Consider the following 15281-nt stretch of genomic DNA (forward strand, 5'->3'; position numbering starts at 1 on the left):
ATGGCAAGGGTTTCATTATGTAATCGGCGCCTGAATCGGTTGTATTGACAGTGCCTCTGGGCCTATAGTCCCCCTGTCGCAGTAGGCTGCGGCGTAATCCATGCAGTCAACTCAGGGGAGCAGACAATGAAGCGAAAGCCCGATCTGGTCATGGCACTGGTGCTGGCCTTCGGCATCGGCGTTGTGGTGACTGGCTACGCCCAGGCGCTGGCGGGTGGGTAAATCGGCAGTCAGTGCCATGATCAGATGAAGCAGGATCAGAAGAACAACGTTCACGAACAAGCCGGCCGGTGCTCATGCAGCAGCCGGCTTTTTCATGTTGCCGTCAGCCGGGGCGGACTAACCGCCTGTCGGTGACGATGGCATCCAGCGGCACATCCCAGGGGGCTACCGGTAGCCGCTCCACGCGCTGGCAGTCGTGGGCTAGCCCGATCAGCCTTGGCCGAGGGCCACGCCGGCGGGTAAATGCCAGGCTGCGGTCGTAGAAGCCGCCGCCCATGCCCATGCGCTGGCCCTGGTCGTCGAAGCCCACCAGCGGCAGCAGGATAAGGTCCAGGGCCCAGGTCGGCCGGCGTCGTGCCCGGTGGGCGCCGTGTCGCGTCTCGGGTTCGGGAATGCCGAAGCGATTGCGAACCATCGGCGTTCCCTGATGATAGTGCACGAACCATAGGGTATTGTCCGACAGGGGCTTGAGAACCGGCAGGTAGGCCCTGGCGGAGCGGTTTGCCAGCCAGGAGAGCAGTGGTCGAGGGTCGATTTCGCCGTCGTTGGGCAGGTAGAGGGCCACGCGGCGGGCGCGCATCACCTCGGGTAGTCGGCGCAGGCGACGACAGAGCGCCTGGGCGGCGGCGTGCTGTTCACGTGGGCTGAGCGACCGGCGACGGCGTCGCAAGGCCTGGCGCAGCTGGCGCCGGGAGTCGGGAAGATCGGATGAGAAGGGATTTGACAGGTTGCTCATGATGCGATGGAGTTCCCCAGAGTGCCGCTGTCATTCTGGCCCTTGAACCCTTGGTTCAAGGTGGGTGGCCGCAGCCGAACCGTCAGGCTTTCCGTCGCACGGACATGCACACGGGTCCGGCTAGCAAATGGCCGCCCTGGGTATTGCGCATAGGCTCGAGGGACTATAACGACTGGCCAACACCCCAGGGAACACCTTCATCCTATCAGAGCTGGCCAGTCCGTCCAACGTCATTCGGTGGGGATTCGGTCGGGCGGCATGGCATTCGTCAATGCATGTTCCAGCCGCTCGCTGAGCCGGTTGAGTTCCTGTTCACCGCTGCGGCGCTCTTCCAGTACCTCCAGCAGCTCGTGGGCAATATTGAGTGCCGCCATCAGGGCGACGCGTTCGCTGCCCAACAGGGTATTCTGGGAATGGATGCCCAGCATGGCCCGGTCGAGGTAGCGCGCGGCACGGTCCAGCTTGTGCTCTTCGCCCGGATTGCAGGCAAACACATAATGGCGGCCCAGCAGGGTGATCTCGGCGGTTGGCCGAGAGGTGTCATCGCTCATTGAGGGCTCCGGTGTCGGCTTGTCAGCCCGATGCGTTAACATCCTATCAATCAAGACGTGGTATCCGGACACTATAAGAGAGGCTCTCACGGGTGGTCAACGCGCCATGGGATAGTCCGGATGCCCCACTTCGCAGCCTGTCATACGGAAGTAGTCATGTCATCGATCGACGAACGCCCTGATTTCTCCACCATCGCCGACCTGTTCCTGTTGCACGGCAGCATGCAGTCCCCCGCCTTTCTCGACGGAAGACTCTGCGCCTCGCTGGCCCTGCATGAGCTGAGCGCCAGCGGCTGGCTGGAGGAGGTCTGCCTGGGGCTGGGAGTGGAACAGCCCCGGGACCGGGAAAGCGGCGAGGCCCTGCTGGACTGGCGGCGGCTGACACTGGAAACGCTGGCGGACAGTTCGCTCAACTACGAGCCGCTGTTGCCCGATGAGCTCTACTCCCTGGCCGAGCGCGCCCAGGGGCTGCGCGAATGGACGCTGGGGTTTCTCGAGGTGATCGAGGATGCCGGTGGCGAGGCCCGTGAGGTTGGTCTGCCCCGCTGCGCGAGGCCATCGACGACCTGGCGGCACTGGCTGCCATGGAGACCGATATCGATGACAGCTCCGAAAATGAGAACGATCTGTTTGCGCTGACCGAGCACGCTCGCATGGCCGCCATGCTGCTGTATACCGAGCAGCGGCCTGGGCAGCCACAGGTGGAAGCGGGCGAGCCCACACAGCACTGACTACCCGTAACCCAGGGAAACCCTATCGATCCAAGGAGCCGACATGCTGCCAGACCCCCTGCCCCGCCCTGCGGCCATCGCCAACGACGAGTACCGGGCCCGCCGCGCATCCCTGATGGCGCAGCTGCCCGCCGACAGTGCCGTGCTGCTGATGGGGGCCTCCCTCGTCACCCGCTCGCGTGACAGTGATTACCCGTTTCGGCAGAACAGCGATTTCCACTACCTGACGGGGTTCCCCGAACCTGAGGCGCTGCTGCTGCTGTTGCCGGGGCGCAGTGAGGGCGAGAGCGTGTTGTTCTGCCAGGACCGTGACCCGACCCTGGAGGCCTGGACCGGCATCCGGCTGGGGGCGGAAGGCGCGGTGCGAGAGCATGGGATCGACCAGGCCTTCGAGAACGCCGAGCGCGACGACCTGCTGGCATCACTGCTCGATGGGCGCACCACGCTCTACCTGATGCTGGCGGACCCTGACGCCCTGGCGCTGGCCGACGAGGTACGCGGCCAACTGACCGCACGGGTACGCCAGGGTGGGCGACCGCCCGAGGCCTTCGCCGACCTGGTTCCTTTGCTGCATGAGGCGCGCCTGATCAAGAGCGAGGCGGAGCTGGCGCTGATGCGACATGCGGCGGAAATTTCGGCGCGGGGCCATGTGCGCGCCATGCGCGCGTCTCGACCGGGCCTGGCCGAGTATCACCTCCAGGCCGAGCTGGAGCACGAGTTCCGCTGGCAGGGCGCCAGTGGCGCGGCCTACGCCACCATCGTGGGTGGCGGTGCCAATGCCTGTGTGCTGCACTACATCGAGAATGGCGATGGGCTACGCGACGGCGAACTCGTATTGATCGATGCCGGTGCCGAACTGGACCTCTATGCCGGCGATATCACCCGCACCTTCCCCGTGAACGGGCGATTCAGCGAGGCGCAGCGTACCCTCTACGAGGTGGTGCTTGCTGCCCAGGAGCGTGCCGTGGCGTCCGTCCAGCCAGGGGCGACTCTGATCGAGATCCATGAGGGCGTCGTCCATGACCTTACCGCTGGCCTGATTCGCCTGGGGCTGCTTCAGGGCGAGGTGTCAGCGCGGGTCGAGGATGACAGCATCAAGCGTTTTTACCTGCACTCCACATCCCACTGGTTGGGACTGGACGTGCACGACGTGGGCGGCTATCGCCAGCACGGCTCGCCGCGTCCCCTGGCGCCGGGGATGGTGCTGACTGTCGAGCCCGGCTCTATATTCCCGTTGATGATGACATTCCCGCGGAATACCGGGGTATCGGTATCCGCATCGAGGATGACGTGGCAGTGACCGATTCCGGGCATGAGGTGCTGACCGCTGGCGTGCCCAAGCGAGTGAGCGAAATCGAGGCCCTGATGGTCAACGAATGACCACCAGGGCGAAGGGCGAGATGTCGTTATGTAAATTACATTACGAATCATGTCTTGCCGCAGGAGGCGTAAAATGAATGAGCCTATGGCTTGCCCGCGTAATGAATCGTGTAACGTGGATATCGCCATCGTCGGTGGCGGCCTGGTGGGGGCTAGCCTGGCCTGTGCTCTGGCCCCGCTGATCGAGCGGCACGGCCTTCGGGTGGCCGTGATCGAGGCGGCGCCGATGTTGGACGCGGCGAGCGCGCCCTGGCAGCCCAACTTCGACGCCCGGTCCAGCGCCATCGCTCAGGGCTCTGCCCAGCGCTTCCGCGACATGGGCCTTTGGCCGACAATGGCCGAGCAGGCGGCTCCTATTTCACGCATCCACGTCAGCGAGCGGGGGCGGCTGGGTGTGACGCGACTGCTGGCCGAGGAGCTTGGCCAGGCGGCCCTGGGCTACGTCGTGCCTAACGCCTGGATGGGGCGCGTACTTCACCGACGACTGGCGGAGCTGCCCCTGGCCTGGCACTGCCCTGCCAGCGTGGAACGCATCGAGCCCGAGGTAGAGGGCTACCGGCTTTCCCTGTCCGATGGCAGTGAGCTCCAGGCGGGGCTTACGGTGCTGGCCGATGGGGGGCGCTCCGGACTCAAGGAGCGGCTGGGCATCGACAGCATTGAGGCGCCCTACGATCAGGTGGCACTGATCGCCAATGTCGAGATGAGCCAGCCCCATGGCGGTACGGCTTATGAACGCTTCACCCGGGAAGGACCCATTGCACTGTTGCCGCTGCCGGGTCAGCAGATGGCGCTGATCTGGACCCATGAGGCGGGGCGTGAAGGAGCACGGCTGGCCCTGGGCGACGGCGACTTCCTGGCCGAACTGCAAAGGGCCTTCGGCGATCGTGCCGGGCGCTTCCGGCGTGTCGGCAGTCGTCACGCCTATCCGCTGTCGCTGGTTACCGCAAGGGAGGCGATTCGGCCCGGGCTGGCGGTGCTGGGTAACGCCGCCCATTCGTTGCATCCTGTCGCGGGGCAGGGCTTCAATCTGGCACTGCGTGGCGTAACGGACCTGGTGGCAGCCCTTGAGCTGGCCCTGGCCAACGACGAAGCGCTGGGTGGGATGCTGACCCTTCGCGACTTCGAGGCGCGGCGCATCGTGGATAGGCACAATGTGGTGCGCTTCAGCGATGGCCTGGTCCGGCTGTTCGGCATCGACAATGCTTCGTTGTCACATGTGCGGGCGGCAGGCTGGTGGGGCTCAACCTGATTGGTCCGCTGCGGCGGGGGCTGGCCCGCCGCGCCATGGGGCTGGAGCGCTGATGGGCACCGCAGCCGGGAAGCCAGCATGGCGAAAGGGAGAGAGCGACATGACACACGCGGCTGAAGAGGCGCACAGGCATTTCGAGGTCATTATCGTTGGTGGCGGCATGGTGGGTGCGACCATGGCGGCCCTGCTGGGCCAGGCTGGCCTTTCGGTGGCGCTGCTCGATGCTCGTCCTGAGCCGCTGGACGCCAAGGCGGTGGGGCGCGGCAAGCCGGCGATGCGGGTCAGTGCACTGACGCCGGTCTCGCAACGGCTGTTGCAAGGGCTGGGTGCCTGGTCCTGGATGCAGACAAGGCGGGTGACTCCGTATCATCATATGCAGGTGTGGGACAGCGAAGGCAGCGGCGAAGTCGCCTTCACCGCCGAGCAGGCCGGCGTGGCGGTGCTGGGGCATATCGTCGAGAACGACGTGATTCTGGCAGCCCTGGAAGCTCGCCTGGCCGAGCTGTCGACAGTCGCTGTGCAGCTTGGCGCCCGGGTATCCGGGCTCGAGACGACAGAGCGGGGGCGCCAGGTACTGCTGGAGGATGGCCAGCGCCTCTCCGCGTCGCTGGTGGTGGCCGCCGACGGGGCGCAGTCGCCGTTGCGGACCCTGGCCGGGATCGAAACCAGCGCCCATGACACCGGCATATGGCCGTGGTGACCACGGTGCGCACGGAGCGTGCCCATGGTGGTGTGGCGCGCCAGGTTTTCCTGCCGACCGGCCCGCTTGCCTTCCTGCCCCTGACGGTGGAGGGAGATGACCGTTTCTGCTCCATCGTCTGGTCGACGTCGCCGCAGGAGGCCGCGAGGCTGGTCGAGCTGTCGCCCGATGCGTTGGGCCACGCCCTGGCCGCGGCCTTCGAGTCGCGCCTGGGTGGGGTGGAAGTCGTGGATCGGGCGCTTGCCGTACCGCTGACCCAGCGACATGCCAGGACCTATGGTCAGCCGGGACTGGTGCTGGTGGGGGATGCGGCCCACAGCATCCACCCCTTGGCCGGACAGGGGGTCAACCTCGGGCTGATGGACGTGGCAGTGCTGGCGGAAGAGGTGCTCACGGCACGGCAACGCGGCATGTCGATTGGGCACGAGAGCGTGCTGGCCCGCTATACGCGGCGGCGGCGCGGCGACAATGCAACCATGCTGGCGCTGATGGATGGGTTTCGCTTGCTTTTCGGCAGCCGCCATCCGGCCCTGACCCTGGCGCGCAACCTCGGCCTTTCGGGAGTCGATCGCCTGGTACCGGTCAAGCGGCTGTTGATGCGGCAGGCGACCGGGCACCGCGGCCGCCTGCCTGCCGCCTGCCGTTAAGGCTACCTGTCGCGCCGGTCAAGCACGTTCAACGCCTTGAGCAGGTTGAGCGCCTCGCCCAGCTGATAGTCCTCGCGCAGACGCTCCGTCATTGCCTCGCGCTGGCGGACGTCATCGCGAGAGCGCAGGTGACCCTCCAGGTCGGCCTCGCGAAGCTGGCGGCCCGTTTCGGTCACTTCCACCCGCCCGCGCACCACTTCCACGTCCGGCTCGATGCCCAGCGCCTGGATCGAGCGTCCGTTGGGGGTGTAGTAGAGCGCGGTGGTCAGCTTCAGGCCTTCACCGTTGCCCAGGGGCATGATCTGCTGCACCGACCCCTTGCCGAAGCTATCGGTCCCCATGATCACGCCACGGCGCTGATCCTGCAGGGCGCCGGCGACGATCTCAGCCGCCGATGCGCTGCCGCCGTTGATCAGCACCACCAGGGGCACGTCGGGGGCCGCCGTCTCGCGACTGGCGGAAAAGCTCATTTCGGTGTCCGGCAGGCGCCCTTCGGTATAGACGATCAGGCCGCCTTCGAGGAAGGCATCGGCCACGGCCACGGCGGCCTGCAGAACCCCGCCGGGGTTGTTGCGCAGGTCGAGTATCAGGCCATCCAGCGGGGCGTCACGCTCCAGCCGGCGAATGGCACTGTTGACCTGCTCACCGGTGCGATTCTGGAACTGGCTGACCCGCAGGTAGCCGTACCCCGTTTCCAGCAGCTCACTGCGCACGCTCTCGGTCCGAATGATCTCGCGGGTCAAGGTGACATCGAAGGCGGCCTCTTCACCGCTGCGCAGGATGGTTATGGTGATCTCGCTGCCCGGCGCACCGCGCATCAGCGAGACGGCCTCCTGCAGCGAGAGGCGTTCGGTGGAGGTATCGTCGATTCGCAGGATAGTGTCCCGTGCCTGCAGGCCGGCACGGGAGGCAGGGGTGTCATCGATGGGGGTGATGATCGTCAGCCGGCCGTTGTCCAGGCCCACTTCGATGCCGATGCCGCCGAACTGGCCCTCGGTGGTTTCCCGCAGGCTCTGGAACTCGTCGCGGTCCAGGTAGGCGGAGTGGGGGTCGAGTTCGCTGAGCATGCCGCGCATGGCGTTGCGTATCAGCGTGCGGTCGTCGACCTCCTCGACGTAGGCCCGCTTGATACGCTCGAAGACTTCGGCAAAGGTCTGGATATCCTCCAGCGGCAGCTCATCGACCGGGGCGGTGGCGTGTGTGGTCAGCGGCAGGGCGGCAAGCGGCAGGGCCAGCAGCAGCGTCGCCAGCAGGTGCCGGGAAGCGGGCAGGAAGCCGACAGAACGTAGGGACATGCGAACTCCGCAGTATCGAGACGAGGCTGACCAGCATAGCCCTTGCCCCGGGGCTTGTGAAATAGCGTCTCTCATCGTCTGGCAATCCAGGCCTGGGGGTCGATGGGGTCGCCGTTGCGGCGCACCTCGAAGTAGAGCGCCGACGATTCGTGCCCGCCGCTCGTGCCCACCGTACCGATGGTGTCGCCGCCGGAGACCGCCTGGCCCACTTCGACATGGAATTGCTGCAGGTGTGCGTGCAGCGTCATGACCTGGTCGCCGTGGTCGAGAATCAGCAGGTTGCCGAAGCCGCGCATCCAGTCGGCGAAGACCACCCGGCCGGCATGCACGGCCTTGACCGGCATGCCTTCGCGAGCCTGGATCAGCATGCCGTTGTGGTGTACCCCGTCGCCGCGACGGAAGCTCGAGGTGACGCTGCCCTGGACCGGCCAGGGCAGCTCACCCTGGGTCTGCTCGATGGCGGTGGAGGGGGGGGGCGCTGCAGCCGGGCCATCTCCTGCTGCACCCGTTCCAATACCCGCTCGGCCTCGGTCCGGTCACGATCGAGTGCCGCCAGGCGGCTCTGCTCATCGCTGTAACGGCCTTGCAGGTCGGCCACCAGTCGCTCCCGCTCCTCCATGCGTCGGGAAAGCTCGGCGCTGCGCGACGCCAGCTCGCCCGCCAGGGCTTCGAGCCGCTCCCCGCGCTCACGCAGTTCGCGGCGGTTCTCGGCCAGTTGGGCGTCAAGGTTGGCGATCTCGTCGAGGCGGGCATTGCGGGCCCGGGACAGGTGGTTGAGGTAGGTCTGCAGCCGATCGAGCCGTGCCGGATCATCCTGGTTGAGCAGCAGCTTCAGCTGCGGCGTGAGGCCCAGCCGGTAGAGGGCATCGAGCTGGACCTGCAGGGCCGCGACCTGTTCGGCGTGCTCCTCCTCCAGTTCATCGCGGGCCGCTTCCAGCGTGGCGATATCCCGGTTCAGTCGCTGGCGGTCGGACTGGATCTCGTCCAGGCGGCCGTGGGTCTCGGCCAGCGCCGTCTCCACCTGGCGCAGCTCTTGCGTCGCCTCGTCCTGTGCTTCCCGGGTCGCGCCGAGGCGTCGGCTGACCGCCTGGATCTCACTGCCGATGGCATCCAGGCGTTCGCGGGCGTCCCGCTCGCTCGGTTGGGCGGCCTGAGCCGCTGCCGGGCCCAGCACCAGCGCAAGGCTAAGCAACAGGGCTCGCAGGGCAGGGCGGTGCCGAATTGAGCTCATGGTTTGCGGGCCCGGCTCATCATGCCGGTTCGATCAACACCCGGCCGGTCATCTCCTCGGGGATGGGCTGGTTCATCAGCGTGAGCAGGGTCGGTGCGATGTCGCAGAGACAGCCATCATCGAGCAGCCTTACCGGCTGTGGGCCGACATAGATCATGGGCACGTCGAAGGTAGTATGAGCGGTCTGCGCCACACCGGTTTCCGGGTTCACCATCTGTTCCGCGTTGCCGTGGTCGGCGGTGACCAGGCAGGCGCCGCCGGCACGCTCGATGGCTTCCACCACGCGACCGACACAGGCGTCCACCGCCTCGATGGCCTTGACGGCGGCGTCGAACTTGCCGGTGTGGCCGACCATGTCGCCGTTGGCGTAGTTGCAGACAATCAGGTCGTAGTCGCCGGAATCGATGGCCTCCACCAGGCGGTCGGTGACCTCTTCGGCGCTCATCTCGGGCTTCTCGTCGTAGGTCTTCACCTCCTGGGGGGAGGGCACCAGTACCCGAGTCTCGCCGCGATATGCCTCCTCGCGGCCACCGGAGAAGAAGAAGGTGACGTGGGCGTACTTCTCGGTCTCGGCAATGCGCAGCTGGGTCAGGCCGCGCTGCTCCATGACTTCGCCCAGGGTGTTGTGCAGCTCTGCCGGCGGAAAGGCCGCGGGCGCAGGAATGTCGGCGGCGTACTGGGTCAGGGTCACCAGACTACCCCCTGCCAGGGAGGGGCGAGCCCGTCGCTCGAAGCCGCTGAAGTCATCCTCGACGAAAGCCCGGGTCAGCTCGCGGGCACGGTCGGCGCGGAAGTTCATGAAGATGGCGGCATCGCCGTCGGCGATGGGGGTAGCCTCGCCGTTGGGGCGGATGACGGTGGCGCTGACGAATTCGTCGTTCTCGCCTCGTTCGTAGGCGGCGCGTAGCCCCTCTTCGGCACTGGCCGCCTCGAACTCGCCGTGGCCTTCGGTGAGCAGGCGATAGGCCTTCTCGACGCGATCCCAGCGGTTGTCCCGGTCCATGGCAAAGTAGCGGCCGATGATCGAGGCGACACCGCCATTGTCGGCGCCGACCAGTTCCGCCAGCTTGGCGTTGGTGCGTTCGATCGAGGCCAGCGCGCTCCTGGGCGCCGTGTCTCGGCCGTCGAGGAAGCCGTGCACGAAGATGCGCTTGGCCCCGCGGCGGGCGGCCAGCTCGGCCATGGCCAGGATGTGGTCCTCGTGGCTGTGCACCCCGCCCGGGGAGAGCAGGCCCAGCAGATGCACGGCCCTGTCCTGCGCCACTGCGGCATCGATGGCGTCGGTGAGGATGGTATTGCCGTCCAGGTCTCCGTCCTCCACCGCCTTGGTGATACGGGTAAGCTCCTGGTAGACGACGCGCCCCGCACCCAGGTTCATGTGGCCCACTTCGGAGTTGCCCATCTGGCCCTCGGGCAGCCCCACATGACGGCCATCGGTGTGAATCAGGGTGTGGGGCCGTTCTTGCCACAGCCGGTCCATCACCGGCTTGTGCGCGGCGGCCACCGCATTGTCGGTACTGTCGGGATTATGGCCATAGCCATCGAGAATGATCAGGGCGACGGGACGAGGTGTAGCGGCGGGAGTCGGAGTCGTCATCGGGGTAAAGGCCTCGTTTGGTATTGGCGCGACCGGGGCTTACCGCTAGGCGCGGTGCCGCTGGCCATAGCTTCTGCAGCCGTCGGGGACGACGGGGGTCGCGACTTGAATCGGCTTGCGGCATCATAACGCACGGCATGGTCGAGCGTCATATCAGGTAAAGCGCGGGCCATGCCACCAGGGGCCATGGCTTGGTGTATACTGTCCGCCTTCAGATTGCCCTAAACGTGTATCGAGAAGAGTGTTCCGGACCCATGATCGATCAGCTGTTCGAATTCGTGCAGAATCACCCGCTCCTGGTGGGTGCCTTCCTGTTGGTGCTGACTGCCTGGATCGCCTACGAGGTCCGCAACAGTGCCGCCAGTGGTGTTACCTCCGGTCAGGCGACGCAACTGATCAACCGTGAGGACGCCGTGGTCGTTGATACCCGCGAGGCCGGGGATTTCAAGGCCGGGCACATTGCCGGTGCGCGCAACATCCCCCAGAGTCGTATCGACGACAACATGCGGGAGCTGGAAAAAGCGAAGGACAAGCCGATCATCGTCGTCTGCAAGAACGGCCAGTCAGCGGGCATTACGGTTGCCAAGCTGACCAAGGCCGGCCTGCCCAGGGTGCTCAAGCTCAAGGGTGGGATGATGCAGTGGCAGGCCGACGGTTTGCCGGTGGTCAAGAAATAGTCAAACACAAGACGCAAAGGATACTTTCCATGGCCGAAGAGAATAGCCCGAACGCCAACGCCGCCGGTGGCAGCCAGGCCGCCGACCAGAACAAGCAGCAGCTGCAGTTCGCCGTCCAGCGTATCTACGTCAAGGACATCTCCTTCGAGGCGCCGAACTCGCCTGCCGTTTTTCAGCAGCCGTTCAAGCCCAAGGTCAGCCTGGATCTCAACACCTCCAGCAGGAAGGTGGGTGACGACCTGTTCGAGGTGGTGATCAAGGTCACGGCCCAGGTCAAGCACAGCGAGGAGGGGACCACCTCCTTCCTGGCCGAGATCGAGCAGGCCGGCCTGTTCCGCATCAGCGGCATCGAGGGCGCGCAGCTCGAGCACACACTGGGCGCCTTCTGCCCCAACGTGCTCTTCCCCTATGCCCGCGAGTGCGTCGACAACCTGGTCAATCGCGGCGGCTTCCCGCCCCTGATGCTGGCGCCAGTCAACTTCGAGGCGATCTACGCCCAGAAGAAGAAGCGCGAGGCCGAGCAGGCCCAGCAGCAGGGTGAGCAGACCACCCAGTAAGGGCGGCTCGCCAGTGTCTGCCAGGAGCGTGGCAAGAGCCCCGCGTATCCACGTCGCCGCCGACTTCACCGTCGGCGGCGACGTCGTTCTGCCCGAAGGAGCCGCACGGCACGTGGCGCGGGTGCTGCGCATGGGAGAAGGCGCGCCGCTCATCCTGTTCGACGGCCAAGGCCGGGAAGCCAGCGCGGTGCTTATCGAGTCGGGCCGCAAGCGGGTGGTGGCACGCATCGAGACCGTCGAGACGGGGTGCGGGGAGTCGCCAATGCTTGTCCACCTGGGGCAGGCGATCTCCAAGGGCGACCGTATGGACTACGCCATCCAGAAGGCCGTCGAGCTGGGTGTGGCCGCTATCACGCCGCTCTACACCGAGCATGGAGACGTGCGCCTCAAGAACGACCGCGAGGCCAGAAAGCTCGCCCACTGGCAGGCGGTGGCGGTCAGCGCCTGCGAGCAGTGCGGCCGTGCCACGGTGCCGCCGGTTCATCCCCCCATGTCACTCACCGACTGGCTCGGCGAGCGTGACGAGGCCCTGCGCCTGGTGCTCCATCCGGCCACCAACCGTGTCCTCGAGCGCGAAACGGCGCCGTCCAGTGTGGTGCTGCTGATCGGCCCGGAAGGCGGCCTGTCCCATACTGAAGTCGACGCCGCCCTGGCGGCCGATTTTTCTCTCCTCTCCCTCGGCCCGCGCATCCTGCGCACCGAAACCGCGCCGGTGGTGGCGCTGTCGTTGCTGCAGTATCGGTTCGGCGATCTCTAGAAGCCTGTCGGACTTAACGCTGATCTACTGCGACGATCGGTCAATTCCGACAGGCTCCTGGCTTCGGCTTTGCCCAAGCCTTGGGAGGCCTCATAATGCCGGCACACTCTTGCGGAACCCTCGCCATGTCCTCCTCCTTTCACGACCGTCGCCCTGGTCGGCCCACAGTGCCACGCCCGCCCCAACCCTCCGGCCGTGAGAGTCGCCCTCGCGCGCCCAAGGCCCAGGTTGGCGACGTCGCCTATCTGGAGGTGGTCACGGTCAACGAGACGGGGGCGTTTCTCGACTGGGGTCACCCTCGGGATCTGCTGCTGCCCTATGGCGAGCAGCGCTTTCGGCCCACCCCCGGCAAGCGGTACTGGTGCTCATCTACGAGGATCAGCAGGGCCGGCCGGTTGCCTCCCAGAAGCTCGACCGCTTCATACAGGACGAGGCCACCGGCTACGCCGCGGGTGATGAGGTCGTGCTGGTCATCGCTGACCGCACCGATCTCGGCTTCAAGACGGTGGTCGATCACCGTTTCTGGGGGTTGCTCTATCAGGACGACGTGACCCGGCCGCTGCGCAGGGGCCAGCGTGTGCCCGGCTTCGTCAAGCGGCTGCGCGAGGATGGCCGCCTCGACCTGTCATTGCTGCCACCGGGCTCGGCCCGGCTCGATGTGGTTGGGGATCAGGTGCTCAAGGCACTGCGCGAGAGCGGTGGCTATCTGCCGCTCTCCGATGCCAGCCCGGCCCATGTGATCAAGGCAAGGCTGGGAGTGAGCAAGAACGCCTTCAAGCAGGCCATCGGCCGACTCTACAAGCGCCGCCTGATCGTGATCGAGGATGCCGGGATCCGGCTGACTCCCGGCGCTACGGAGGCGCAGGACGAGGGATAAGTGCCCCCAGGTGCTTGCGACCGTGTGGCACTAGCAGGCAATGCCGATCAGTCCAGCGCCTTGAACTCTTCCTCATGCAGCCAGGCGGCGTGCTTGGGTGCCCGCTTGGTCTTCGACCACTCCTCCACCATGGCCGGCGCCACTTCCTTGAGCTGCTTCATCTGTTCCGGGGTGCCCTTTTCATAGGTCAGCTCCAGGCGGTGTCCGTTGGGGTCGAAGAAGTAGATGGAGCGGATGATGCCGTGCTCGGTGGGCCCCAGCACCTTCACGCCCTTGCTCTCCAGTTCCTCCTTGGCGGCCAGCAGGGCGGCCTCGTCGGCCACGCGGAAGGCGATGTGCTGGACCCATTCCGGGGTGTTTGGGTCGCGGCCCATGGGCGGTGAATTGGGGATCTCGAAGAAGGCGAGGATATTGCCGTTGCCTGCATCGAGGAACAGATGCATGTAGGGATCGGGCTCCTTGGTGGAGGGCACCCGGTCCTCGGCGATGGCGACCAGGAAGTCCATGTTGAGCTTGTCCTGGTACCACTCGACGGTCTCCTTGGCGTCGTTGCAGCGGTAGGCGACATGGTGAATCTGCTGGATATCGATCATGGCGGGAGCCTCTGTGTCTGTATTTAGTTTCATTTGAAACCAAATTAGGGGTAAAGCTCCCACCTGTCAAGCGTGGTCTCCCGTGGCAGCCTTGGTGTTGGCCAGGGCCTGCGGCATACTTCGTTCACCCAAGCCCCTTCGTGGCCACACTGACTCCGATGAGCAAGCCGATGAGCAAGCTGACAAGCGAACCCGCCTTGAAAGTCGGGGTGGTAATGGACTCCATTGCGCACCTCACCTACAAGAAGGACACCACCCTGGCCATGCTGTGGGCCGCCCAGGAGCGAGGCTGGTCGCTGCACTACATGGAGCAGGAGGATCTGTTCCTGAAGGATGGCCGCGCCCATGCGCGGATGCGCGACCTCACCGCCTTTCGCGACCCCGAGCGCTGGTACGCCCTGGGCGCCCCGGAAGCCACGCCGCTTGCCGAGCTGGACGTGATCCTGATGCGCAAGGATCCACCGGTCGACGGCCACTTTCTCAACGCGGTACATCTGCTGGGCTTCGCCGAACGCGAGGGCGTACTGGTGGTCAACCCTACCGTGGCGCTGCTTTCCTGCAACGAGAAGCTCTTCGCCCAGGAGTTTCCCCAGTGTTGCACGCCGACCCTGGTCTCCTGCAGCGAGCCGGTGCTGCGCGCCTTCCATGCCGAACACCGCGACGTGATCTTCAAGCCGTTGGACGGGATGGGTGGCAGCGGTATCTTTCACGTGCAGCCGGAAGGGCGGAACCTGGGGGCGATCATCGAGACGCTCACCGAGCGTGGCCAGCGACAGATCATGGCCCAGCGCTACATTCCCGAGATCAGGGATGGCGATACCCGAATCCTGTTGATCGAGGGGGAGCCGGTGCCCTACGGTCTGGCCCGGGTGCCCATGGCCGGCGAGACCCGGGGCAATCTGGCCGCCGGCGGCACGGGTGTCACCCGGGAACTGACCAAGCGCGACTACTGGCTGATCGAACAGGTACAGCCGATGATCCGCGAACGGGGGCTGATGTTCGTGGGCCTCGACGTGATCGGCGACTACATCACCGAGATCAACGTGACGAGCCCCACCTGCGTGCGTGAGATAGACGATCAGCGCGGTACCGACATCGCCGGGCTGTTGATGGATGCCATCGAGCGGCGCCTGGAGCGGGCCGCGCCTTAGGCAGGCCCAGCCATACACCCAACACGAGGAGAGCCTTCGAGACACATGGCGGTCACCATCAGCGATCCCATCCGCTATGCCCCGGTCACGCGCTCCTATCGGCGCTGGCTGGCGCTTTCGGCTGCGCTGCTGCTGCATCTGGCCTGATCGGCGTGGTAGCCAGTTTCCGGTTTGCGCCGGCCCCGGCGGAACGCTCGAGCTGGATGTGGTACTGGTGACGCAGCCCGCCGAGGTTCCGGTGGAGGCGGACGCCATGGCCGACGCCGACCAGCAGGCCGCCGGAGAGCCTGCCGAAGAGGCCCCCGCCGAGTCCCGGGCGGCGGCCATGGA

Annotated in this window: 11 protein-coding genes, 1 other RNA gene and 5 pseudogenes; 9 read left to right on the top strand and 8 right to left on the bottom strand. The window is 65.9% G+C overall.

What is annotated here, in order from left to right; all coding sequences use genetic code 11:
- Window positions 1-325: 325 nt before the first annotated feature.
- From Q427_RS05460 to Q427_RS05465, 3 genes are all read right to left on the bottom strand, one after another.
- On the bottom strand, window positions 326-958 hold the full coding sequence (locus tag Q427_RS05460) for a 5-formyltetrahydrofolate cyclo-ligase (RefSeq protein WP_043511756.1): 633 nt from the start codon (window positions 956-958) through the stop codon (window positions 326-328).
- A gap of 9 nt (window positions 959-967) precedes the next feature.
- Window positions 968-1152, bottom strand: a non-coding RNA gene (gene ssrS / locus Q427_RS29780) — 6S RNA.
- 36 nt (window positions 1153-1188) lie between these two features.
- The gene (locus Q427_RS05465) at window positions 1189-1509 is read right to left on the bottom strand and encodes a cell division protein ZapA (protein WP_043511759.1); all 321 of its coding nucleotides are present in this window, start codon (window positions 1507-1509) and stop codon (window positions 1189-1191) included.
- 156 nt (window positions 1510-1665) lie between these two features.
- Here Q427_RS05465 and Q427_RS05470 point away from each other — a divergent pair.
- The 4 pseudogenes from Q427_RS05470 to Q427_RS05485 all read left to right on the top strand — a co-directional run bounded on the left by Q427_RS05470 (window position 1666) and on the right by Q427_RS05485 (window position 6216).
- A pseudogene (locus Q427_RS05470) lies at window positions 1666-2240 on the top strand (UPF0149 family protein).
- 43 nt (window positions 2241-2283) lie between these two features.
- Window positions 2284-3620, top strand: a pseudogene (gene pepP, locus Q427_RS05475) (Xaa-Pro aminopeptidase).
- 85 nt (window positions 3621-3705) lie between these two features.
- A pseudogene (gene ubiH, locus Q427_RS05480) lies at window positions 3706-4922 on the top strand (2-octaprenyl-6-methoxyphenyl hydroxylase).
- A 47-nt stretch (window positions 4923-4969) separates the two neighbouring features.
- Window positions 4970-6216: pseudogene (locus tag Q427_RS05485) on the top strand (UbiH/UbiF/VisC/COQ6 family ubiquinone biosynthesis hydroxylase).
- Between the two features lie 2 nt (window positions 6217-6218).
- On the opposite strand, the gene Q427_RS05490 reads toward Q427_RS05485, so the two are convergent.
- From Q427_RS05490 to gpmI, 4 genes are all read right to left on the bottom strand, one after another.
- Window positions 6219-7511 carry a S41 family peptidase gene (locus tag Q427_RS05490; RefSeq protein WP_043511761.1) on the bottom strand — a complete coding sequence of 431 codons (1293 nt, stop codon included), beginning with the start codon at window positions 7509-7511 and terminating at the stop codon, window positions 6219-6221.
- 71 nt (window positions 7512-7582) lie between these two features.
- Window positions 7583-7879 (bottom strand): murein hydrolase activator EnvC family protein, encoded by a 297-nt coding sequence (locus tag Q427_RS36045; protein WP_331280552.1) that lies wholly within the window; start codon window positions 7877-7879, stop codon window positions 7583-7585.
- Window positions 7873-8742, bottom strand: coding sequence for a murein hydrolase activator EnvC family protein (locus Q427_RS05495; RefSeq protein ID WP_331280553.1), 870 nt, complete (start codon window positions 8740-8742; stop codon window positions 7873-7875). Before Q427_RS05495 ends, Q427_RS36045 begins: the two co-directional genes overlap by 7 nt.
- 19 nt (window positions 8743-8761) lie before the next feature.
- Window positions 8762-10339 carry a 2,3-bisphosphoglycerate-independent phosphoglycerate mutase gene (gpmI, locus tag Q427_RS05500; RefSeq protein WP_043511763.1) on the bottom strand — a complete coding sequence of 526 codons (1578 nt, stop codon included), beginning with the start codon at window positions 10337-10339 and terminating at the stop codon, window positions 8762-8764.
- A gap of 254 nt (window positions 10340-10593) precedes the next feature.
- Between gpmI and Q427_RS05505 the strand changes: the two genes are divergently transcribed.
- The 4 genes and pseudogenes from Q427_RS05505 to Q427_RS05520 all read left to right on the top strand — a co-directional run bounded on the left by Q427_RS05505 (window position 10594) and on the right by Q427_RS05520 (window position 13207).
- The gene (locus Q427_RS05505) at window positions 10594-11016 is read left to right on the top strand and encodes a rhodanese-like domain-containing protein (RefSeq protein WP_043511766.1); all 423 of its coding nucleotides are present in this window, start codon (window positions 10594-10596) and stop codon (window positions 11014-11016) included.
- A 29-nt stretch (window positions 11017-11045) separates the two neighbouring features.
- Window positions 11046-11573 carry a protein-export chaperone SecB gene (secB, locus tag Q427_RS05510; protein WP_043511768.1) on the top strand — a complete coding sequence of 176 codons (528 nt, stop codon included), beginning with the start codon at window positions 11046-11048 and terminating at the stop codon, window positions 11571-11573.
- 28 nt (window positions 11574-11601) lie between these two features.
- Window positions 11602-12330, top strand: a complete 729-nt coding sequence (locus tag Q427_RS05515) for a 16S rRNA (uracil(1498)-N(3))-methyltransferase (protein WP_081785836.1) — start codon at window positions 11602-11604, stop codon at window positions 12328-12330.
- Between the two features lie 125 nt (window positions 12331-12455).
- A pseudogene (locus tag Q427_RS05520) lies at window positions 12456-13207 on the top strand (CvfB family protein).
- Between the two features lie 47 nt (window positions 13208-13254).
- On the opposite strand, the gene Q427_RS05525 reads toward Q427_RS05520, so the two are convergent.
- Window positions 13255-13800 carry a VOC family protein gene (locus Q427_RS05525; protein WP_043511771.1) on the bottom strand — a complete coding sequence of 182 codons (546 nt, stop codon included), beginning with the start codon at window positions 13798-13800 and terminating at the stop codon, window positions 13255-13257.
- 170 nt (window positions 13801-13970) lie between these two features.
- On the opposite strand from Q427_RS05525, the gene gshB reads away from it, so the two are divergent.
- A complete protein-coding gene (gshB, locus tag Q427_RS05530; protein ID WP_043511773.1) occupies window positions 13971-14951 on the top strand; it encodes a glutathione synthase in 981 nt (326 codons plus the stop codon).
- The last annotated feature ends 330 nt before the right edge of the window (window positions 14952-15281 follow it).

It is taken from the genome of Halomonas sp. BC04 (genome assembly GCF_000568385.1).